This window comes from Yersinia sp. 22-579 (assembly GCF_030433455.1).
Classification (GTDB): Bacteria; Pseudomonadota; Gammaproteobacteria; order Enterobacterales; family Enterobacteriaceae; genus Yersinia; species Yersinia enterocolitica.
The window spans coordinates 35,688-56,888 of the sequence record NZ_JAUJTZ010000009.1 but is presented as its reverse complement, the minus strand read 5'-3'; the positions used below and the strand labels follow the sequence as shown (position 1 = coordinate 56,888).

Below are 21,201 nucleotides of genomic sequence, written 5' to 3'. Positions count from 1 at the left end.
GTACTTACTATTCAGATGAACAAGTATTACACATAATCTACGGTAAGAATTTCATATTCTACTTCGCCACCTGGAGTACGAATAACAACCACGTCATCGACTTCTTTACCAATCAGGCCACGAGCAATAGGTGAGTTAACTGAAATAAGATTTTGTTTAAAATCAGCCTCGTCATCACCTACAATCCGGTATTGCTGCTCTTCTTCAGAAACCACATTTAATACACGTACAGTGGCACCAAAAATAACGCGGCCATTATTTGGCATTTTAGTGATATCAATCACCTGCGCATTAGAAAGCTTCGCTTCTATTTCTTGAATACGACCTTCACAGAACCCTTGCTGCTCACGGGCTGCATGATATTCTGCATTTTCTTTTAAATCACCATGCTCACGGGCAGTGGCGATATCAGCGATAATTTTAGGGCGGCGAACGCCTTTTAAATAATCCAGCTCTTCGCGCAGTTTCTCTGCGCCATTTACCGTCATCGGAATCTGTTTCATCTTTTAAATACCTCTAAATCTATCCTGTTCAAAAAACCGTCATCCTAACGTTTTCGAATGAAAATACGGCTAGTTTGATGCCCTACCCGCCTCCAGGCGATAAACAAAAAAAATCACCCCGGAGCCAAAACCCCAAGTCAGGATCAATTTTGCATTTTGATATGCATTTTAACGTAGAGTTCCTTTAGGGTCATCGTTTACTTTCGCCCTCGTTGCACCGTAGTATGGCAACACGTTATTCAGCAGTTATACCGAAATTATGCATTTTTCACGAATTGTCAGTGGATTGGCCTGTGCTATTGCGATCAATATCAGCATATCTAATGCCAATGCGGCTCAGGTTGAGAATTACACACAATATCTGCCTGATGGGGCAAATCTTGCGTTAGTCGTACAAAAAATCGGGGCCACAACCCCAGCAATAGACTATCACGCTCAGCAGATGGCATTACCTGCCAGTACGCAAAAAGTCCTGACTGCGCTGGCGGCATTATTGCAGCTTGGGCCAGATTTTCGCTTCAATACCACATTAGAAAGCCACGGCACGATTAGTGATGGGATTTTACGTGGCAATTTGATCGCACGTTTTGATGGCGACCCCACTTTAACACGCCAGCAATTGCGTAATATGGTGGCGACATTAAGAAAATCGGGTGTAAAACAAATCGCCGGTGATTTGATTATTGATACGTCGGTGTTTGCCAGCCATGACAAAGCTCCAGGTTGGCCGTGGAACGATATGACACAGTGCTTTAGTGCGCCGCCTGCGGCCGCGATTGTCGATCGTAACTGTTTTTCTGTCTCTCTTTATAGCGCACCGAATCCAGGTGACATGGCATTTATCCGAGTCGCATCTTATTACCCGGTGCAGATGTTTAGTGAAGTTCGCACCTTAGCCAAAGGTTCGCCTGATGCGCAATATTGCGAATTAGATGTGGTGCCTGGTGAATTAAACCGATTCACCCTGACCGGCTGCCTGACACAGCGCAGTGAACCGCTGCCTTTGGCCTTTGCAGTACAAAATGGGGCCAGCTATGCCGGTGCTATTTTGAAAGATGAATTAAAAAAAGCTGACATCCAAATTGATGGCAGTTTACGCCGCCAGACGACCCCCAATGCCGCTGGAACCGTATTAGCTCAAGCTCAATCAGCGCCGTTACATGACTTGCTGAAAATCATGTTGAAAAAGTCTGACAACATGATTGCTGACACCGTATTTAGAACCATTGGTCATCAGCGTTTTGGCGTGCCGGGAACATGGCGCGCCGGTGCTGATGCGGTACGCCAGGTGTTGCGACAAAAAGCAGGTGTGGATCTGGGGAACAGTATTGTCGTGGATGGGTCGGGCTTATCACGCCATAACCTTATTTCACCGGCAACCATGATGCAGGCCTTACAGTATATAGCTCAGCATGATCAAGAGCTTAACTTTATCTCAATGCTGCCATTATCAGGCTACGACGGCACATTACGCTATCGTGGTGGGTTGCACGAAGCGGGTGTTGACGGCAAAGTTTCAGCTAAAACAGGCGCATTACAAGGCGTCTACAATTTGGCCGGATTTATTACTACCGCCAGTGGGCAACGCATGGCTTTTGTGCAATTCTTGTCAGGCTACGCTGTGCCACCTGAAGATCAAAAAAATCGCCGCGCGCCATTGGTGCGTTTCGAAAGCCGACTGTATAAAGACATTTATCAGAACAACTAAAAACGATGAAACTACTGATTGTCGAAGATGATGAACTACTGCAACGAGGGATAGCTATGGCGCTGACCAGCGGAGGCTATGCCTGCGACTGTGCTGGCACCGCGGCACAAGCGCATAGTTTGTTACTCTCCAGTCAGTACAGCATGGTTATTCTCGATCTCGGTTTACCGGATCAGGATGGCGCAGTATTGCTGCGTCAATGGCGACGCCAACACATCACGCTACCCGTGCTTATCCTCACTGCTCGTGATGCCCTTGAGGATAGAGTTGATGGGCTGGATGCCGGAGCTGACGATTATCTGATAAAACCTTTCGCTCTGGCAGAATTATTGGCCCGTGTACGAGCGCTGATCCGCCGCTATCAAGGGCAAAGTGACAATCTGATACAACAAGATGACCTGAGCCTCAACCTATCAACACAGCAAGTGTGTTTGCAGGGGCAGCCGCTGGAAGTCACACCAAAAGAATTTGCGATTTTGTCGCGTTTAATCATGCGAGCGGGTCAAACCGTCAATCGTGAGTTATTGCAACAAGATCTGTATACCTGGAATGACGATCTTGGCTCCAATACGTTGGAAGTACATATCCACAACCTGCGGCGTAAATTGGGCAAAGATCGGATCCGGACAGTTCGGGGTATTGGCTATCGGCTGGAAGCACTATGATGGTCAGTATGCGGCGTCGTCTCATTTTAATGTTAGCGTTAATATTACTGATTACCCAGTTAATCAGTGCATTTTGGTTGTGGCATGAAAGCCAAGAGCAAATCAGCTTTTTGGTTGATGAAACGCTGAGCGCCAAAGTGCGCAATGAGCGGGTTGATACTGAAATAGCTGAGGCCATAGCCTCACTGCTTGCACCGTCACTCATTATGATGACGATTACCCTGCTGCTTTCTTTCTGGGCCATCAGTTGGATAATTCGACCACTGGATCAATTACAGCAGAAATTGGCTGAGCGCTCCGCAGATAACCTGACCCCTGTCGTCGTAAACAGTGACATGCAAGAAATTGTCTCTGTGACTTCTACCCTTAATCAATTGCTATCCCGACTCTCCAATACCATTGCGCAAGAGCGCCTGTTTACCGCCGATGCTGCACACGAGCTACGTACCCCCCTTGCCGGTATCCGGCTGCATCTTGAATTAATGGAACAGCAAGGTATTGCTGAAAGTAAGTCACTTATCAGCCGAATTGATTTATTGATGCATACCATTGAACAGCTATTGATGCTGTCGCGGGCAGGTCAGAATTTTGCCAGTGGCCTTTATCAGACATTGGATTGGATAGAGAACGTGGTACAGCCACTGAAAGAAGAGCTGGAAGAAATGTGTGCTCAGCGTCAGCAAAGCCTATGTTGGGAACTCCCCTCTGATGCTCAAACTCAGGGCGATGCCACATTGCTGCGTTTAATGCTGCGTAATCTGGTTGAAAATGCACATCGCTACAGCCCGGTCGGCAGTCAAATTTCAGTCAAACTGTCTTCTGAAGCACAGGGGACTCTGTTGCAAGTCATGGATGAAGGGCCAGGAATAAAGCAGGAACAAGCAGGTGAACTGACGCAGGCATTTCGTCGCATGGACCAACGCTACGGCGGCAGCGGCTTAGGGCTGAATATTGTGATCCGAATTGCCCAACTGCACCAAGGCAGGCTAACGCTGGAAAATCGTTCTGACCGTTCAGGGCTAAGAGCACAATGCTGGATACCGGCGACCACACACAGCTAAACGAGTTTAATAATACCAGCGCTCCTCTTGCAAACAAAAGGGCCACCACGAATGGCAGCCCTTGTTCACATCCTACTTCACTGACGTGCAACTACTGGGAAACTTAACGTTCGTAGATGAACTCTACGCCGTCATCATCTTCTTCATCCCAATCATCGTCGTCTTCTGATTCTGCTTCAGCTTCCACTTCAGCCAGTTGTTCACGATGATAATCGTCCCACATGAATTCAACTTTTTCTGGCGCGCTTTCAGCAATAGCCATCGCTTTAGGTTGTGAGTTCAGGAAGTTCATTACATCCCAGCATAAGGCGTTCACGTTATCGCGATTCGCAGCTGAGATCATATAATACTTATCTTCCCATCCCAGAGCTTCTACGATGGCCTTAGCGCGTACTTCAGCTTCTTCCGGCCCTACCAGGTCAATCTTGTTGAAAACAAGCCAGCGTGGCTTCTGGGCAAGGTTTTCGCTGTATTGTTGCAGCTCATTAATAATGATTTTGGCGTTTTCTACCGGATCAGATTCATCGATCGGAGCTAAATCCACTAAATGCAATAGTACGCGGCAACGTTCCAAATGTTTGAGGAAACGAATACCTAAACCAGCACCGTCAGAAGCACCTTCAATCAGACCAGGGATATCTGCCACCACAAAGCTCTGCTCGTGATCCATACGAACCACACCCAGACTTGGGATCAGCGTGGTAAATGGATAATCAGCAACTTTTGGTTTAGCAGCAGAAACGGCGCGAATAAAGGTTGATTTACCGGCATTAGGTAAACCCAACATACCCACATCAGCCAGTAACAGCAGCTCCAGCATCAACTCACGAGTTTCGCCTTCCGTCCCCATAGTTTTCTGACGAGGCGCGCGGTTTACTGAGGATTTGAAACGGGTATTACCCAATCCGTGGAAACCGCCTTTTGCCACCATTAGGCGCTGACCGTGGCGAGTCATATCGCCAACAATCTCACCAGTACCTTGATCCAGTACACGAGTACCAACAGGGACTTTAATGGTAATGTCTTTACCGCGTTTACCGGTACAGTCACGGCTCTGCCCATTCTCACCGCGCTCAGCACGGAAAGACTTCACAAAGCGGTAATCAATCAGTGTGTTGAGGTTTTCATCAGCCAGCAGATAAATATCACCACCATCACCACCATCACCACCGTCAGGACCACCATTAGGAATATATTTCTCGCGACGGAAACTGACACAACCGTTACCACCGTCACCGGCTACAACCAAAATTGTAGCTTCATCTACAAACTTCATTTACTTTCTCCGTAAATCATTCACCGAGCTGCTATTTTTGCGCAGCAACCCGATTTATTTCTGTCCGACGTGGCCACCAACGGTGCCCAATTGCGGAAAACATTGCACCTGCCACTACCACGAATGCGCCTACGTATCCCACAAAGTTAAGAGATGGTGCGGCGAACATATCTGGCCAGGCCAGCGCCAATAAGATTGAAAAGAACAAGGTAAACAGCGGCGTCAATGTGACGAGTGCACTTACCTGCGCGGCCTGCCAGCGCGCCATGGCTTCAGCCAAAGCACCATAACCAACCAGGGTATTAACCCCACAGAACAGTAAACAGGCAAACTGCCACCCATTTAGCTGAAAAATAACGGCGGGCTTTGCTAATGGGAATAATGCAATTGCACATAAAGTGTACAACAATAATAAGATTTGTTGCGATGCCATACGCCTTAATAGCACCTTCTGGGCAACACCATAGCTGACCCAGACAACCGCTGCACAAACCCCCAATGCCACGCCAAGGGTATAATCAGTCATGCGAGTAAAGAGTTCATGCAGACTAGTATTAAAAAATAACAGCAGCCCACAAATCAGCATGACCGCACCGATAACCTGGGTGATGCGCATCCGCTCTTTTAAAATCAGCACACTGGCAACCATCATCCCGACCGGCGAGAGTTGCCCGATAACCTGAGATGTGGTCGGGCTGAGATATTGTAATGATGAGCTGAAGAAGATGAAATTCCCCAGCAAGCCACAAGTCGCAACTATCAGTAATACTAGCCAGCGACGTTGGCGAAAAAGTTTAAGAGAAGGCAACTGACGACGCGAAGCCAGAATAATCCCCAAGCCGATAGCCGCCATCATAAAGCGATACCAAACAATGGTATAAGGCTCCATGACCTCGAGTACTTGCTTCATTGCAATCGGCAAGGCACCCCAGAATACGGCAGTGGTTAGTGCCAAAAAAATACCTAAACCAGCCTGCTGCTTCGTATCCATTTTTTACCAGGGGGGTTAACCCAGAAATGTAAAAAGCCCCGCAACGAAATTGCAGGGCTTACATCTATTTACAGGACGCGAAAAACTTATTCAGCTTCGATGCTGATAAATTTACGGTTTTTCGGGCCTTTAACTTCGAACTTGACTTTACCGTCTTTCAAAGCAAACAGAGTGTGGTCTTTGCCGCAACCTACGTCGATGCCTGCATGGAACTTAGTGCCACGCTGACGAACGATGATGCTGCCTGCCAAAACTGCTTCGCCGCCAAAACGTTTTACGCCAAGACGTTTACTTTCGGAGTCACGACCGTTACGAGTCGAGCCACCAGCCTTTTTATGTGCCATTTATCCGCTCTCCTAAATCTTAAGCGCTGATACCGGTGATTTTAACATCAGTGAACCACTGACGATGACCTTGCTGCTTACGGTAATGCTTACGACGACGGAATTTAACAATCTTAATCTTCTCGCCACGACCGTGAGCAACGACTTCAGCCTTAACCACGCCACCGACAACTAAAGGAGCGCCGATATTGATTTCTTCACCGTTAGCAATCATCAGAACTTGGTCAAACTCAACAGCTTCACCAGTTGCGATGTCCAGCTTTTCCAGGCGAATGGTTTGACCTTCGCTTACTCGGTGTTGTTTACCACCACTTTGGAAAACCGCGTACATATAAAACTCCGCTTTCCGCACACTCCACTTTTGTAGTCCAGAGCGCACTATAAATATTCACAATAGGGCGCGAATTCTACGCAAAAATGTAGTGAATGACAAGTATATAATCAGCCCAAGAGAAGAAAAAAAGCACAGTTTCTTACATCTCGTTTATTTGATGGATTTTTCAAGTACAATCATGGTCTCAGGGAACGTCATGTAATAATGTGGGCGGTAATCTCGTCGCAGTTAAAGAGAAAAACAGCTGAATATAACAATGAACCTAGAAAAGATTATCGACTTAACCGCGCCAGATATGGCGGCTGTAAACACAACCATTCTCGATCAATTGAACTCTGATGTTGTCCTCATCAATCAATTGGGTCATTACATTATCAGTGGCGGTGGGAAACGTATCCGTCCCATGATCGCGGTTTTGGTGGCTCGAGCGCTTGGCTATCAAGGCACTAAACATATTACGGTCGCGGCATTGATTGAATTTATCCATACAGCAACTCTGCTGCATGATGATGTCGTCGATGAATCAGATATGCGCCGTGGTAAGGCTACAGCCAATGCCGCCTTTGGTAATGCTGCCAGTGTATTGGTGGGCGACTATATCTATACCCGCTCATTCCAGATGATGACCAGCCTTGAATCGCTGCGTGTTCTTACATTGATGTCAGACGCAACCAACGTGATTGCGGAAGGTGAAGTTTTGCAGTTAATGAACTGCAATAATCCTGACATCACTGAAGAAAACTATATGCAGGTCATTTACAGCAAGACAGCCCGCTTGTTCGAAGCAGCTTCGCAGTCGGCGGCGGTCTTATCCGATGCGACTGAAGAGCAGGAACTCGCCTTACAGAATTATGGCCGCTATCTTGGCACCGCTTTTCAACTTATCGATGACCTGCTGGATTACAGTTCAGATGGCACCACTTTGGGTAAAAATACCGGTGATGACCTGAACGAAGGCAAACCAACCCTCCCTTTACTGCATGCAATGCACAATGGAACGCCAGAGCAAGCCGCAATGATTCGGCAAGCCATTGAAGAAGGTAATGGCCGCCATTTACTCGAACCCGTATTAGCTGCAATGCAGCAGTGTGGCTCACTCGATTATACCCGCCAGCGTGCTGAAGAAGAGGCAGATAAAGCCATTGCTGCTTTGCAGGTTCTCCCTGAAAGCGATTATCGCCTGGCTTTAGAAGGTTTGGCGCATATCGCCGTACAACGTTCGTTTTAAGAAATTATATGGAAACTCCGGTGTCATTGCCGGAGTTATCCATTGGCAACAACCCCTGCACTAATCTGTCGTCAACCGCTCTATCAAGCTTTTAGCGCCCTCACGAAAAATAAACGTAATGACTTGCTCACGTTCAGCCTCAGTAAAGTGATAATACGCTTCAACCCAGAGAACCAGCGGGTCCTGTCGTGTTGTTGTATATTGAGCAGGGTCTTCCCTTAACTGTAATGAATTCAGTATAGTGGGAGGTAAACTTTCAATATGGTACTCGACAGCCTTGCCTTGAACACCACGGCGGCGGCGCTGTTCCCATCCCTCACGTTTAGCCATGAGGTTAACTCCTTGTGGTGATGACGGTAGCCCATCAAGACCGGCCAATTCCTTAGCGGCAAACCACTCTTTTTTCATGGTGTTGCTTCCTAATATGCGTTACGACACAAAAAAGGAATATTTAGAAAACATTTAAAATCTTTCAGAAAATAAATGTTAGAATACTTCTAAATGATTACTTTCTGTTCACCGTATGATTAACAATGTACCGTTATTTATATCACTAACACGCCAGCGGCTTAGAAAAAAAAAGGATTAAAGATGATTTTAAGGAAATCTGATTGGCACCCAGCTGACATCATTGCGGCACTACGTAAAAAAGACACCACTCTGGCAGCAGTCTCTCGAAAAGCAGGTTTAAGCTCTTCCGCGCTTGCTAATGCGCTAACTCGGCCTTGGCCTAAGGGAGAATGGTTGATTGCAGAATGCCTGGAAATACATCCTTCTGAAATTTGGCCAACACGCTATTTTGACTCAAAAACCGGTGCACTTCTCGACCGAAAAGTGAGAATAAGACAGCCTATAACCGAAGCATAAAAAAACCGCCAATAAACTGCATCGGCGGTTGATGGTGTCATTCAAGGGGCTATTATAGCCCCTACTACACTGATTTATTTGACGAACTGCTCGCCTAACTCAATATCTTTATGCAGAACATCTAGCATGTTTTCCAGTGCTTGTTGTTCAAAAGCACTCAGTTTGCCGATATCTTTCCGTTCCACTACGCCATCTTTACCCAATAGAATTGGCTGAGCAAAGAAGCGGGCATACTTGCCGTCACCTTCAACGTAAGAACATTCCACAACATTGCTTTCGCCTTGCAAAGCACGAACCAAAGAAAGACCGAAGCGTGCAGCAGCTTGCCCCATAGACAGAGTTGCTGACCCGCCACCGGCTTTTGCTTCGACAACTTCAGTGCCTGCATTCTGGATACGCTTAGTCAGATCAATAACTTCTTGTTCTGTGAAGCTGATACCTGGAATTTGTGAAAGCAATGGAAGAATGGTCACACCTGAATGGCCGCCAATAACTGGCACTTCGATATCCTGAGGTTGCTTACCTTTCAGTTCTGCAACAAAGGTATTTGAGCGGATGGTATCGAGGGTTGTAATACCGAATAATTTGTTTTTATCGTAAACACCGGCTTTTTTCAGTACTTCTGCCGCGATAGCAACGGTTGTATTAACTGGGTTAGTAATAATACCGATTAATGCTTTCGGGCAAGTACGCGCGATTTGCTCAACCAGATTACGAACAATACCCGCGTTCACATTGAACAGATCTGAGCGATCCATGCCAGGTTTACGTGCGACACCCGCAGAGATCAGAACAATATCTGCCCCTTTCAGGGCCGGGGTAGCATCTTCACCGCTGAAACCTTTAATATTAACAGCAGTTGGGATGTGGCTCAGATCAACCGCAACACCAGGAGTCACTGGCGCGATATCATATAATGAGAGGTCTGAACCTGAAGGAAGCTGGGTCTTGAGTAGAAGAGCGAGGGCCTGGCCGATACCACCAGCGGCACCGAGAACTGCAACTTTCATCCTATACTCCTTATTATATTTAATTTAAATTTGCCGTGAATTCATCTATTTACGAACCTTAATTTATTGCGATTTTAAACACAATCTATTAACAGTCAGATTGAGATATCACGCATCAAAAAGGCGCATAAGGTTTGTCTATTTTAGAGTAAATCGCTTATTCATTAATGATATAGCGCACATTATTCTAAAATTCCTCGCAGTATTCATGACAGGTTAATCGGCGGTTACATTACACCCTTCCTTTACATCAAAACAACATCATTTTAATAACATTTTAGCTACTCAGCACTAATGTTAAAAAAAGCTGATTTAGCATAATCGTAACAGGCGGTTAGTGTTAGAATTTCAGCACACCTTGATATCAGGGCTTTTATCACCAATACTCCATAGTCATGTTGAATAAAAATTCATTTATATGCATAATAATCCTATTCACTATTGACTGTTCAGGGCATAAAAAATGCGTAACCCCGCCAAACAAGAAGATCTTATCAAGGCGTTTAAAGCGTTATTGAAAGAAGAGAAATTCAGTTCTCAAGGTGAAATCGTTTTGGCCTTGCAGGAAGAAGGCTTTGAAAATATTAATCAGTCCAAAGTTTCGCGCATGTTGACCAAATTTGGTGCGGTCAGAACGCGTAATGCAAAAATGGAGATGGTTTATTGTCTACCGGCTGAATTAGGCGTTCCAACAACCAGCAGCCCACTAAAGAACCTGGTATTGGATGTCGATTATAACGATTCGGTGGTGGTGATTAACACCAGCCCAGGTGCGGCCCAATTGATCGCGCGCCTACTGGACTCATTAGGTAAAGCGGAAGGTATTCTAGGCAGCATTGCGGGGGACGATACCATTTTTACCACGCCAGCCAGGGGTTTCACTGTCGAACAGTTACACGAGGCCATCCTCCGTTTGTTCGAACAAGAGCTTTAATTCTCCACGAATTTATAGATGCGGCCTATATGCCGCATTTTCTCATTTGGTACATCTCTACCTTATTAGTCCTAAATATCTCGCAATAAACAGGGCATCAGACTGCCTCATCTATTTAAAATCACTCAATACCCCTACTTTTATTCCATTTTTGGTCAAAATCACCATACTCTTTCGCACTTTTAGTCAAAAACACTTATCACATTGAAAAAACACTATTTTTTCTTAAAATTGCTGTTTTTTAATCAGTTTTTATTCCTTTTGGTTCTTAAAAAGTAATAACCCACGATAAAGTGACGCTAAATATTATTAGCTAGCTATTAATATTCTTAGTTACTAGATGTATACTCATTTTCGTGACGTAAATCACACTTCCTATGAAGTGATAAAAGAATAAATAGAGGCAATAATATGAAAGTTAAAACTACTATCGCAACCATGAGCATTTTATCTGCGCTGTCATTTGGTGTTTTTGCAGCTGATTCCATTAGTGGAAATCAGACTGAAAACTTACAGCCAATGGGGACTATTACCGTCAGTGGCCTGAATGGTGCACCTTCTGATATTCGCCAGGCACTGTCTGAGAAAGCCGATGCAATGGGCGCTAAAGCTTACAAAGTGATTGAAGCTCGCGAAGAGAACAACTGGCATGCCACTGCTGAGATCTACAAATAAGTTTAAGAAATAAAAGTAAATGCCCCGTAATAAGGGGCATACTTTCTATTTTAGGTTTTCGATATTTCGATGGTTTATTCAATAGGTTGAAAATTAAGACAAGGATGAATTTTCTGGCTATTGAATAGAATACTCATTGGAAATGATATTGATTTAACGGATGTATTAGATCACTACCACAACAGAATAATCCCTCGTCGTCTATCCGACGAACCCTTTTACCCCCGCTATGCGGGGGCTTTTTTTATCCTGCTTATTCCTGAGACTGTGCCTCATGCTCTGCTTTTTGACTCAAAGCGCTCAATAATTTGTCGTGAATACCGCCAAAGCCGCCATTACTCATCACCAGAATGTGATCCCCTGGTTGGGCTGTTTTGACAACCATATCAACTAACGTATCAATATCAGCACTCCAATACGCTGGCTGGATACAGGCTTCAGCAACCTCGACCACTTGCCATGGAATATGCTGCGGCTGGAACAGGAATACTTCATCAGCTCGGCCTAATGACGGTGCCAATTCGTTTCTACACATTCCCAACTTCATGGTGTTAGAACGAGGTTCCAATACCGCCAGAATTCGTGCTGTTCCGCCGACTTTACTGCGCAGCGCCGCCAGTGTCGCAAGAATTGCTGTAGGATGATGGGCAAAATCATCATAAACCGTGACACCATGGGCTTCACCGCGTAATTCCAACCGGCGACGAGCATTAATAAAATCTCCCAGCGCCCGACAAGCATCTGCCGGTAGCACGCCCACATGACGGGCAGCAGCAATGGCCATCAAACCATTATGCATATTATGCTCACCCACCAATGACCAACTGACCTCGCCCACTAATTCATTGTCGAGGAACACTTCAAAGACACTGGCATCCACTGCAACTTTACGTGCAAACCAGCTACCTGTTTCACCCACCAGCTCTTGTTCGCTCCAGCAGCCCATCGCCATCACTTGTTTTAAGTGATTATCATTATCCGGAACAATGATTTTGCCCGTCCCTGGAACTAAGCGCACCAGATGATGGAATTGCTTCTGGATGGCTTTAAGGTCATCAAAGATATCCGCATGATCAAACTCAAGGTTATTCATCACCAAAGTTCTTGGGCTGTAATGAACAAATTTGGAACGCTTATCAAAAAAGGCGCAATCATATTCATCAGCTTCGATGACAAAAAATGGGCTATTCCCTAAACGAGCTGAAACATCGAAATTACCAGGCACACCACCAATCACAAAACCAGGCTCATAACCGCAAGCTTCCAGAATCCAGGCCACCATCCCAGCCGTGGTGGTCTTGCCGTGTGTACCGGCGATGGCTAATACCCAACGCCCCGGCAACACATGATCATGCAGCCATTGCGGCCCAGATACATACGGGATGCCTTGTTCCAATACTGCTTCAACGCAAGGATTACCACGGGTCATGGCATTGCCGATGATAACGAGATCCGGTGCAGGATCCAGTTGAGCGGGATCATATCCCTGGATCAAGTCGATCCCTTGATTCTCCAGCAGTGTGCTCATCGGCGGATACACGTTAGCATCCGATCCCGTCACTTCATGACCTAATGAACGGGCGAGCATAGCCAAGCCGCCCATGAAAGTGCCGCAGATACCTAATATGTGAATGCGCATAAATTTTCCGTATTAATAGCTTCGAGTTTGCCACCATTCTACCGCTCAGAATCAAAGAGAAGAAATGGAATTGCCTATGAATAATTCTTACCTTTGGGCTACACTGCTGCCATTAAGTGAGTTGTTCGTTAATAAATCGATATTTAACCGTAGATTCAGGGATTGTGTCATGAAAACGTTAGGCGAATTCATCGTTGAGAAACAGTTAGACTTCTCTCACGCCACCGGCGAATTAACTGCATTACTTTCAGCAATCAAACTCGGCGCAAAAATCATTCATCGCGACATCAACAAAGCAGGTCTGGTTGATATTTTAGGTGCGAGCGGCGTTTCAAATATTCAAGGCGAAGACCAGATGAAACTCGATCTGTTTGCCAATGAAAAATTGAAAGCAGCCCTAAAAGCGCGTGGCGAAGTGGCCGGTATCGCCTCAGAAGAAGAAGATGACATTGTTATCTTTGATGGTGGCCGCGCAGAAAATGCCAAATATGTGGTTCTGATGGATCCGCTGGATGGTTCTTCAAATATTGACGTGAATGTGTCCGTCGGTACTATTTTCTCCATCTATCGTCGCATCACCCCATTTGGCACACCGATCACAGAAGCAGACTTCCTGCAACCAGGCACTAAGCAAGTTGCGGCAGGCTATGTGGTGTACGGGTCGTCAACCATGTTGGTGTATACCACCGGTTATGGTGTCCATACCTTCACTTATGATCCATCGCTGGGCGTTTTCTGTTTATCCGGCGAAAAGGTGCGTTATCCCGCAACCGGTTGCATGTATTCCATCAACGAAGGGAACTATATTAAATTCCCATTGGGTGTGAAGAAATACATCAAGTATTGCCAGGAGCAGGATGAAGCCACACAGCGCCCATACACTTCGCGCTATATTGGCTCACTGGTGGCCGACTTCCATCGTAACCTGTTGAAAGGTGGGATTTATATTTACCCAAGCACCGCCAGCCATCCGCAAGGCAAATTGCGTTTGCTGTATGAGTGCAATCCAATGGCATTCCTGGCAGAACAAGCCGGTGGGAAAGCCACTGATGGGGTTAATCGCATTCTGGATATCGTGCCGGAGAAACTGCACCAGCGCGCACCTTTCTTCGTGGGCACTAAATCCATGGTTGAAGATGCGGAAGGCTTTATCGCCAAATTCCCGGATGAAGAAGCTAAGTAACTATCGCTAACATGAGAAAACAGCGGCCCACTAAGCCGCTGTTTTTTTTATGCTACGACCGCCAGCTCATCACCTTGTAATTTAAATACTGCCATACTGGCTGACAGCGCATCGGCTTGTTCCTCTAATGAACGCGTTGCCGCAGCCGCTTGCTCCACCAATGTGGCATTCTGTTGCGCCACCTGATCCATCTGAGCTATAGCGACATTCACTTGCTCAATTCCGCTACTTTGCTCATAAGAAGCAGCTGAGATTTCGCGCATCAATGCAGTGACTCGGTTTACTTCATCGGCAATCTCATGCATGGTTTTCCCTGCGGATTCAGCCATATCCGCCCCTTCCCGCACTCGATTTTGCGATTCAACAATCAAGTCTTTAATTTCTTTTGCTGATTGTGCGCTGCGCTGAGCCAGATTGCGAACCTCGCCCGCCACCACCGCGAAACCACGGCCTTGTTCTCCGGCTCTGGCGGCTTCAACTGCCGCATTAAGCGCTAAGATGTTGGTCTGAAACGCAATGCCGTCAATCACAGCAATAATATCGGAGATACGCCGTGAACTGGTGGTAATCGCCTGCATTTTATCAACAACGTGACTGACGACTTGACTGCCTTTACTGGCGATATCTGACACACTCATTGCCAGACGATTGGCTTGATCCGAGTTTTCAGCATTCATTTTCACCGTCGAGGTCAACTGCTCCATACTGGCCGCAGTCTGTTCTAATGAAGATGCCGATTCTTCAGTTCGTTCCGCCAAATGGTTATTACCTGCAGCTAATTCTCGTGATCCAATACCAATTTGACCACCGACATCACGCACATTACTGACAGACACCACCAGCGATTGCTGCATGGTTTGTAGCGCTTTTGCCAGCCGGGCCAATTCCGTATTACCCTCACTGTTGATATTGTGAGTTAAATCGCCATCGGCTATATATTCCAACTGATGAATTGATTGCTCCAATGGCTGCAAAATGATGTATTTAAGCGCAAACCACGCCAATACCGCAGAAATTAAGGTGATTATGCCCGCAGCCACAATGATGGCTAATTTAATTTTGGCGGCACTATTGGCTTTATCAATTTGTAAATGGCCAGCATTCAACGCATAACTGCGAAAGGTCGCGACATCATTATTAAATGCTTTGCTGATATCAGTAATGCTCTTTTCCAGCACCTCGTAATACTCGTCTGCGTAACCGGCCTTGATAGCCGTCAACATGGGCATAACGCCTTTATCTACATAATTTTTATAACTTTTTTGGATATTAGTCGCCAGTTCCTGCCCATCTCCCCGCTCAGATACTGCGCTGACAAATCGTGCCATCTCCTTTTGTGATAATGCCAACGACTCTTCGGCCTGCTTTGCAGTTTGCAAAGACTCATCAATCAAACCTATCTCTAATTGATGAATAGCCAATGCCGCCTCAGTTCTGGCACTTAATGTAGCAGTAAAGCTATTTGATAATGATCCCAGTTCCTCCCCTTGGATTTGATTTATGGCCTGTAATGCGCGTGAGCTTTCCTGGATTGAATTAATGCCAATTACGCTGACGATTAATAAAATCAATGACATAAGGCTTAACTGGGCAATAAGCCCATTCTTAATGGTAATCTTTTTTAACATCGGTTTTTTCCGGTTGTGTGCAAATGGTTAAGATTACAAAGTGTTAGCAGTACAGCGGACGGTCTTATTATGTGATTAAGTTATCGGCGCTAAGAGAGTCGTCTTGAACCACCACCGGAAAAACAGCTTAAAATAGATGCAATTAGATAATGACGGTATTTTATCTTCCTGGAATGGCCTTGTTTCAGGCAATCTCACCATCATCAAGCAGTGAAAAGGACAGGAATTCAGATAAGACTTGGCTATAATAGCCAGCACTCCATTTCTGGTTTGATAAAAGGAAACCGACATGAGCTTGAACCAAGTACCCGCAGGTAAAGACCTGCCAGAAGATATCTATGTTGTGATCGAAATCCCGGCGAACGCGGATCCGATCAAATACGAAATCGATAAAGAGACTGGATCTCTGTTTGTAGACCGCTTCATGTCTACTGCGATGTTTTATCCGTGCAACTACGGTTACATCAACAATACCTTGTCATTAGATGGGGACCCGGTTGATGTGCTGGTACCAACGCCATATCCGTTGCAGCCAGGCTCAGTGATTCGTTGCCGCCCAGTTGGCGTGTTAAAAATGACTGACGAAGCAGGCGAAGATGCCAAGCTGGTCGCGGTTCCACACAGCAAACTGACCAAAGAATACGATCACGTTAAGGACGTGCAAGATCTGCCTGAGCTGCTGAAAGCTCAGATCAAACACTTCTTTGAGCATTACAAAGATCTGGAAACGGGCAAATGGGTGAAAGTTGACGGTTGGGAAGATGCCGCTGCCGCTAAAGCCGAAATCCTGTCCTCTTTCGAACGTGCTAAGAAGTAATTTCCTGTTTTATATAACAAAAAATACATAGCAAAAAGCACCTCCTGAAAAGGTGCTTTTTAAGTTAATCGCAAAAACACCGCCATTGTGCGGTGTTTTTTTTTGCTTATCTAGCTTTGCGGTTTATCATTTTCTTCATGGCGCTTAAGCCAATCACCACTATAAATTCGTGGTAATCCTTCAACCGGTAAACGGTAAAGGTATATCCAGGCACTGCCGTAAGGCGTCTGGATCAATTCACGCCGATAATCCTTGGTATTACTCTTCAGTTCATCTAACTCATTCATAATAGAAGAGTTAATCCGATAAACTTCACAATGCACAGTGCCATCTCCGGGAACCACTGCCGGATAATGACCTAAGTTGTACATATCAAAGCCTTCCAGGTCATGTTCGCCCAACAATTGGGCGTCCGTCATCCAGTGACTGTTACCTTGCTTGCGCCGTAAACTACCGTAGACAATAATTCGCATTGTTAGAACTCAAACTGATAAAGCACATCTAATGCCTGATCAATACCAGACACCGCTTCCAGATACAACCTGGGCATCAACCGATAACGTAATGTTAACGTAGCCAGCGAATCAAATATACCCACACCGTATTTTACTTGCAGATCTTTGGTGACATAGCCGCTCACCACCACTTGTGAGCTATCACCAACCCCTTGAGTATCCAGTGCCAGATTGCTGACGCCAAATGCCTCACCGATTTTACCCACAAGCTTACCACTTTGCGCAACCCCCATGCCGACCAGCATTGAGGTCATCAGTCCGCTGTCTGCTCCCGAATTACCCAGCCCTTGTCCACGTAACAAGTAGGATAGCGCTTCTTGCTGCGACATCGCCGGATCTGAGAATATTTCCAGCCGTGGTGAATCAGCCATACCTGTCACGCGCACACCAGCAGTCACGCCATCGGCAGTCGCATCAGGGTTACGGATTGCCTCAATATTAAGCAGCGGCTGATCCGGTGGCCCGGAGAACAGCAATACCCCTTTGTTAACAATCAAGTCCTGTCCATAAGCGCGGAAACTACCGGATGGGATATTAATCTGCCCATTCAGGCCCAAGCCGCGCTGGTCCTGTATCATTTTTAAATCGCCCTGTAGGCGCGCTTTCAGGCCAAATGCATTCAGGCGAACATCATTACCAACATGAATAACCAAGTTGCTGTTAATTGGGATACCAGCTGAGCGCGGTGAAATAGGCTGCAAATCATTATTGAGCATCACTTCATCCGGCGAGACACCGACGGCGCTTTCCGGTACTTCTTGCACCGTAATACGCGCCCACGGGATGTCCACCGAGCCATTAAGACTAAACAGTTGCGGCGTGGCTTCAAACACAATGTCCGGAGAAACATCAATCCGCACCATTGGCGGAACTGTAACCCGTAATTTATTACCTTTTGCCGCAATTCTGGCTCGCCAGGCATTGATATCACGCCAATCGGCATCACCGGAGAGATTAAGTTGCCCCTGCGAGGTGCGAATTAGCCCCTCTAGCGTCGAGGTCATACCGTCGAAATTCATCACCAGACGCCCTTCGGTGATATCAAATGGCATCCAACTACCATCGACATCCACATTGTCCAACGCCAGCCGGCCAAAGACTAACGGGCTTTTCGCATTGCCGCCTAAACGGAGATTGGCATTTAATAAGCCAGAGGCTTTTTCACCATCACTCAGGATAGGATTGATCATTGCCAACGAGAAATTACTGATAGCAATGTTGCCGGATAAATTACGCCGCCCCTCGGGGTCAGCCACCTGCACCTGTCCAGAGAATTGGCCATTATTCACCAGTTTAATCAACCAGTCGGCCCGTACCTGCCCATTAGCCAAACCACCATTTAAATTCAGTGTTTCAAAGGCGATCGGCAGTGGATTACCCTGTACCATTTGTTGGACTTTGACGCCATTGCCACTGAGTGATACCCGCACATCTGGCAAGCTACCACCGGCTTTCCAACTCACATCGGCCCGTCCTGTAAACACACCACTCATCGTGGTATCCGGGCCAAGGAACGGTTTTATCATCGCTAAATCAAAGCGATTAAGTACCACACTCGCCTGCCCACTCGGGCCTGCTTCAATCGCACGCGGCACACAAAGTTCCGCATTCGGATTAAGCCAGCAATGTGGCCCAATGGTGACCCGCTCAAGTGTGTTTTGGTAATCCAAGGCGATGGCTCGACTTAAACGCCATTCACCTACCGGCGTATCAAAGCGCGTGTTGTTGAGAGTCCCGCGCCAGCGCTCTTGCTGCCGGTCAAAGCTTCCCTCCAGCGCCAACTGGCCGGAAACCGGTTCACCCTGCATATTCAGGCGCAACTGATGCTGTTTTTCACTGCCACGGGCATCTAATGTTAGGAGGCTGACCACCAGCTCGGCTTGCTTGAGCTGCTCAACCCTAATGGCCAGTTGGCCTTGAATTTGATCTGTCGAGCGAACATCACCATCAATCTTGACCCGATTAATGGTCAATTCTTGCCATTGCAGGCGGCTCGCGGTGAGATCTGCCAACAGTTGTGGCGCTTTAAGGTTACCGCGTAATTTCAGTGTGCCTTTGACAATGCCGCCCAATCCCGGCAACGCGCCATCAAGCTGCGGTGCATCGACATTGGCATCAAGCAGCCAGTTGTCATTTAGGTCACCTTTGACATCCAGCTTATTACGGCCTAATGCCAGATTGATACCCGGAATATGCCACTGCCCTGCTGCATTACCGGTCAATGAACCGCGAGCAGTAACGCGATTCTGTTTCACATTGCCGTCCAACGTCAGCTCCGGCACTTGTAATTGCCAGCTGCCGCCATGAATACTGCCGCGAGTCACAATCTTGCCATCCAGTTTTGCCGGCCACTCCGGCCACTGTTTGGCGGTATTAATCCCTGACAGAGTTAATACCGAGTTCCAACTGATCGCCTTGCTCCAATCCACCACACCGGTCAGATCGGTATTACCTTGCAGCGCTGCCAGGCGCAAACGCATCAGATTGAATTGCTCAACATTCCCTTTGCCGTCCAATGTGAAAATAGCGGGCGGCAAGTCAGTACCTTTAAAGTCCGAGCGGATTGAGAGTGCGTAATCTGTCGCCTGCCCATTAAGCCGCATTCTGAGATTATCGAGTTGAAATTGAGGTTCGCCGCTCAGTGGCCAACGCAGTTGCTTACTTTGCAGGGTCAATGCCATTGGCAACCCCGCCTGTGCTAACGCGGTTTTAGCTTCCAATTGCGCGCTCACCGGGCCAGACAAGTTAAGCGCGACTTTGAGTTGTTCGCGTAACCCGCCGCCCACAGTCAGTTTCACTTTTTCGCCCTTCAGTGGCTCAATGTTCAACGCACTGTTGACGGTGATACTCAGCGGCCACGTATCTGCCAGCGTCGCCTCACCACGGGCAGACAGCCCGCCCTGTGGCGATTTGATATCCAGTGTATCCAGTGTGATGCGGTTATCTTGAGTGCTGGCTTGCAGTAACAGACTGGTGATAAGCACATCGGTGTCACCGGTTAGCCGAAGCTGCTGCCCTGAAATCTCTTTAATCTGTAAATCCAGCGGCAAACGGAAGTCTGGCAAATCGGGTAATAGTGGCTTGGCAAATAGCTCTTTTAAGGTTTCACCCAGAGGGGTTTCGGCTGGCGCGGGGGCCGCAGCCTGTTGCTCAACCGCTTCTTTGACGGCGATAGCGGTTTCCACGGCGGGCTTCGCCGCATCAGGGACGATAGCGGGCACTGTTTTTGGTAATGCAATCAATAACCCACTGATCTTAGTCGGCATCAAGTTTAATGCACGCTGCTGCCAATGCGCGCCAGTGCGGAATTCATTGAGTGAAATCGCCGTGTCATCAATAGTCACTTTGACATTATTCAGCGATAGTAAACGTAGGGTGATGGGATACGGGGTACTCAATTCGCCCATAGGTTCAGTGCTGGCAGGTGCGGGGGCGGCAGGTTCCATAGCTTTGGTATCGACCACCACATCTACATCTTGTGCTGTCAGCGCATTAACACACAGCTCACTGCGTTTCAGACAGGATAGCTGCAATGACAGATGAAACTGCCCCGCTTTCACGGTAACACCCGGCATTTGGTATTGGATGCCTTTGAGTGTCAGATCACGCCAGCCACCGCTGACACTGGCTATATCCAGGCCAGGCACCCAACGCGCGGCACTGTTGATAACAAAATGCAAACCACTGGTGGTGCCAAGTAAACCCGCCAGAGCTCCCACCAACAACAGGATAATGAGCAAAAAGGCGATACTGAGTCTCTTTACCCACCTCAGTTTCTTTACCGGCATCGGTTTCTCTGCCGGCACCTGTTCCTCTATTTGCG

20 protein-coding genes are annotated in these 21,201 nt (G+C 47.0%); 9 read left to right on the top strand and 11 right to left on the bottom strand.

Annotated features, from left to right (window positions below; genetic code table 11):
* Positions 1-26: 26 nt before the first annotated feature.
* On the bottom strand, positions 27-503 hold the full coding sequence (gene greA, locus QSV56_RS12435; RefSeq protein ID WP_005156286.1) for a transcription elongation factor GreA: 477 nt from the start codon (positions 501-503) through the stop codon (positions 27-29).
* Between the two features lie 259 nt (positions 504-762).
* Between greA and dacB the strand changes: the two genes are divergently transcribed.
* Genes dacB through pmrB form a run of 3 tightly spaced genes read left to right on the top strand, consistent with a single transcriptional unit; the run spans position 763 to position 3,937 of the window.
* Positions 763-2,211, top strand: coding sequence for a serine-type D-Ala-D-Ala carboxypeptidase (gene dacB / locus QSV56_RS12430; protein WP_005175403.1), 1,449 nt, complete (start codon positions 763-765; stop codon positions 2,209-2,211).
* A 5-nt stretch (positions 2,212-2,216) separates the two neighbouring features.
* The gene (pmrA, locus tag QSV56_RS12425; protein WP_019080690.1) at positions 2,217-2,876 is read left to right on the top strand and encodes a two-component system response regulator PmrA; all 660 of its coding nucleotides are present in this window, start codon (positions 2,217-2,219) and stop codon (positions 2,874-2,876) included.
* Positions 2,876-3,937 (top strand): two-component system sensor histidine kinase PmrB, encoded by a 1,062-nt coding sequence (gene pmrB / locus QSV56_RS12420; RefSeq protein WP_046695733.1) that lies wholly within the window; start codon positions 2,876-2,878, stop codon positions 3,935-3,937. Before pmrA ends, pmrB begins: the two co-directional genes overlap by 1 nt.
* 103 nt (positions 3,938-4,040) lie before the next feature.
* On the opposite strand, the gene cgtA is transcribed toward pmrB, so the two are convergent.
* The 4 genes from cgtA to rplU form a co-directional block, all read right to left on the bottom strand.
* Positions 4,041-5,213, bottom strand: a complete 1,173-nt coding sequence (gene cgtA, locus QSV56_RS12415; protein WP_019080692.1) for an Obg family GTPase CgtA — start codon at positions 5,211-5,213, stop codon at positions 4,041-4,043.
* Between the two features lie 31 nt (positions 5,214-5,244).
* Positions 5,245-6,204, bottom strand: coding sequence for a DMT family transporter (locus tag QSV56_RS12410; protein ID WP_019080693.1), 960 nt, complete (start codon positions 6,202-6,204; stop codon positions 5,245-5,247).
* 86 nt (positions 6,205-6,290) lie between these two features.
* The gene (gene rpmA / locus QSV56_RS12405; RefSeq protein WP_004699897.1) at positions 6,291-6,548 is read right to left on the bottom strand and encodes a 50S ribosomal protein L27; all 258 of its coding nucleotides are present in this window, start codon (positions 6,546-6,548) and stop codon (positions 6,291-6,293) included.
* A 19-nt stretch (positions 6,549-6,567) separates the two neighbouring features.
* Positions 6,568-6,879 (bottom strand): 50S ribosomal protein L21, encoded by a 312-nt coding sequence (rplU, locus tag QSV56_RS12400; protein ID WP_004699896.1) that lies wholly within the window; start codon positions 6,877-6,879, stop codon positions 6,568-6,570.
* A gap of 259 nt (positions 6,880-7,138) precedes the next feature.
* On the opposite strand from rplU, the gene ispB reads away from it, so the two are divergent.
* Complete coding sequence (gene ispB / locus QSV56_RS12395; protein WP_019080694.1) at positions 7,139-8,110, top strand: octaprenyl diphosphate synthase; 972 nt, start codon at positions 7,139-7,141, stop codon at positions 8,108-8,110.
* A gap of 60 nt (positions 8,111-8,170) precedes the next feature.
* Here the strand turns inward: ispB and QSV56_RS12390 are convergent, their stop codons facing one another.
* Positions 8,171-8,518: a DNA-binding protein gene (locus QSV56_RS12390; RefSeq protein ID WP_019080695.1), complete on the bottom strand. Its 348-nt coding sequence runs from the start codon at positions 8,516-8,518 to the stop codon at positions 8,171-8,173.
* 183 nt (positions 8,519-8,701) lie between these two features.
* On the opposite strand from QSV56_RS12390, the gene QSV56_RS12385 reads away from it, so the two are divergent.
* Positions 8,702-8,977 carry a helix-turn-helix transcriptional regulator gene (locus tag QSV56_RS12385; protein ID WP_301212553.1) on the top strand — a complete coding sequence of 92 codons (276 nt, stop codon included), beginning with the start codon at positions 8,702-8,704 and terminating at the stop codon, positions 8,975-8,977.
* Positions 8,978-9,051: 74 nt separating this feature from the next.
* On the opposite strand, the gene mdh is transcribed toward QSV56_RS12385, so the two are convergent.
* Positions 9,052-9,987, bottom strand: a complete 936-nt coding sequence (gene mdh / locus QSV56_RS12380) for a malate dehydrogenase (RefSeq protein WP_046051706.1) — start codon at positions 9,985-9,987, stop codon at positions 9,052-9,054.
* 463 nt (positions 9,988-10,450) lie between these two features.
* On the opposite strand from mdh, the gene argR reads away from it, so the two are divergent.
* Both argR and yhcN read left to right on the top strand, forming a co-directional pair.
* The gene (gene argR / locus QSV56_RS12375; protein ID WP_004389210.1) at positions 10,451-10,921 is read left to right on the top strand and encodes a transcriptional regulator ArgR; all 471 of its coding nucleotides are present in this window, start codon (positions 10,451-10,453) and stop codon (positions 10,919-10,921) included.
* A 411-nt stretch (positions 10,922-11,332) separates the two neighbouring features.
* Complete coding sequence (yhcN, locus tag QSV56_RS12370; RefSeq protein ID WP_019080698.1) at positions 11,333-11,596, top strand: peroxide/acid stress response protein YhcN; 264 nt, start codon at positions 11,333-11,335, stop codon at positions 11,594-11,596.
* A gap of 253 nt (positions 11,597-11,849) precedes the next feature.
* Here the strand turns inward: yhcN and mpl are convergent, their stop codons facing one another.
* Complete coding sequence (mpl, locus tag QSV56_RS12365) at positions 11,850-13,235, bottom strand: UDP-N-acetylmuramate:L-alanyl-gamma-D-glutamyl-meso-diaminopimelate ligase (protein ID WP_046051707.1); 1,386 nt, start codon at positions 13,233-13,235, stop codon at positions 11,850-11,852.
* Between the two features lie 169 nt (positions 13,236-13,404).
* Here mpl and fbp point away from each other — a divergent pair, with 169 nt between their 5' ends.
* Complete coding sequence (fbp, locus tag QSV56_RS12360; RefSeq protein WP_004875434.1) at positions 13,405-14,418, top strand: class 1 fructose-bisphosphatase; 1,014 nt, start codon at positions 13,405-13,407, stop codon at positions 14,416-14,418.
* Between the two features lie 47 nt (positions 14,419-14,465).
* Here the strand turns inward: fbp and QSV56_RS12355 are convergent, their stop codons facing one another.
* A complete protein-coding gene (locus QSV56_RS12355) occupies positions 14,466-16,046 on the bottom strand; it encodes a methyl-accepting chemotaxis protein (protein WP_301212549.1) in 1,581 nt (526 codons plus the stop codon).
* A gap of 289 nt (positions 16,047-16,335) precedes the next feature.
* Between QSV56_RS12355 and ppa the strand changes: the two genes are divergently transcribed.
* A complete protein-coding gene (gene ppa, locus QSV56_RS12350; protein ID WP_002210169.1) occupies positions 16,336-16,863 on the top strand; it encodes an inorganic diphosphatase in 528 nt (175 codons plus the stop codon).
* A gap of 110 nt (positions 16,864-16,973) precedes the next feature.
* Here the strand turns inward: ppa and QSV56_RS12345 are convergent, their stop codons facing one another.
* Together QSV56_RS12345 and QSV56_RS12340 are read right to left on the bottom strand one after the other, a co-directional pair.
* On the bottom strand, positions 16,974-17,336 hold the full coding sequence (locus QSV56_RS12345) for a gamma-glutamylcyclotransferase (RefSeq protein WP_019080701.1): 363 nt from the start codon (positions 17,334-17,336) through the stop codon (positions 16,974-16,976).
* Between the two features lie 2 nt (positions 17,337-17,338).
* Positions 17,339-21,151 (bottom strand): translocation/assembly module TamB domain-containing protein, encoded by a 3,813-nt coding sequence (locus QSV56_RS12340; RefSeq protein WP_301212656.1) that lies wholly within the window; start codon positions 21,149-21,151, stop codon positions 17,339-17,341.
* Positions 21,152-21,201: the final 50 nt, after the last annotated feature.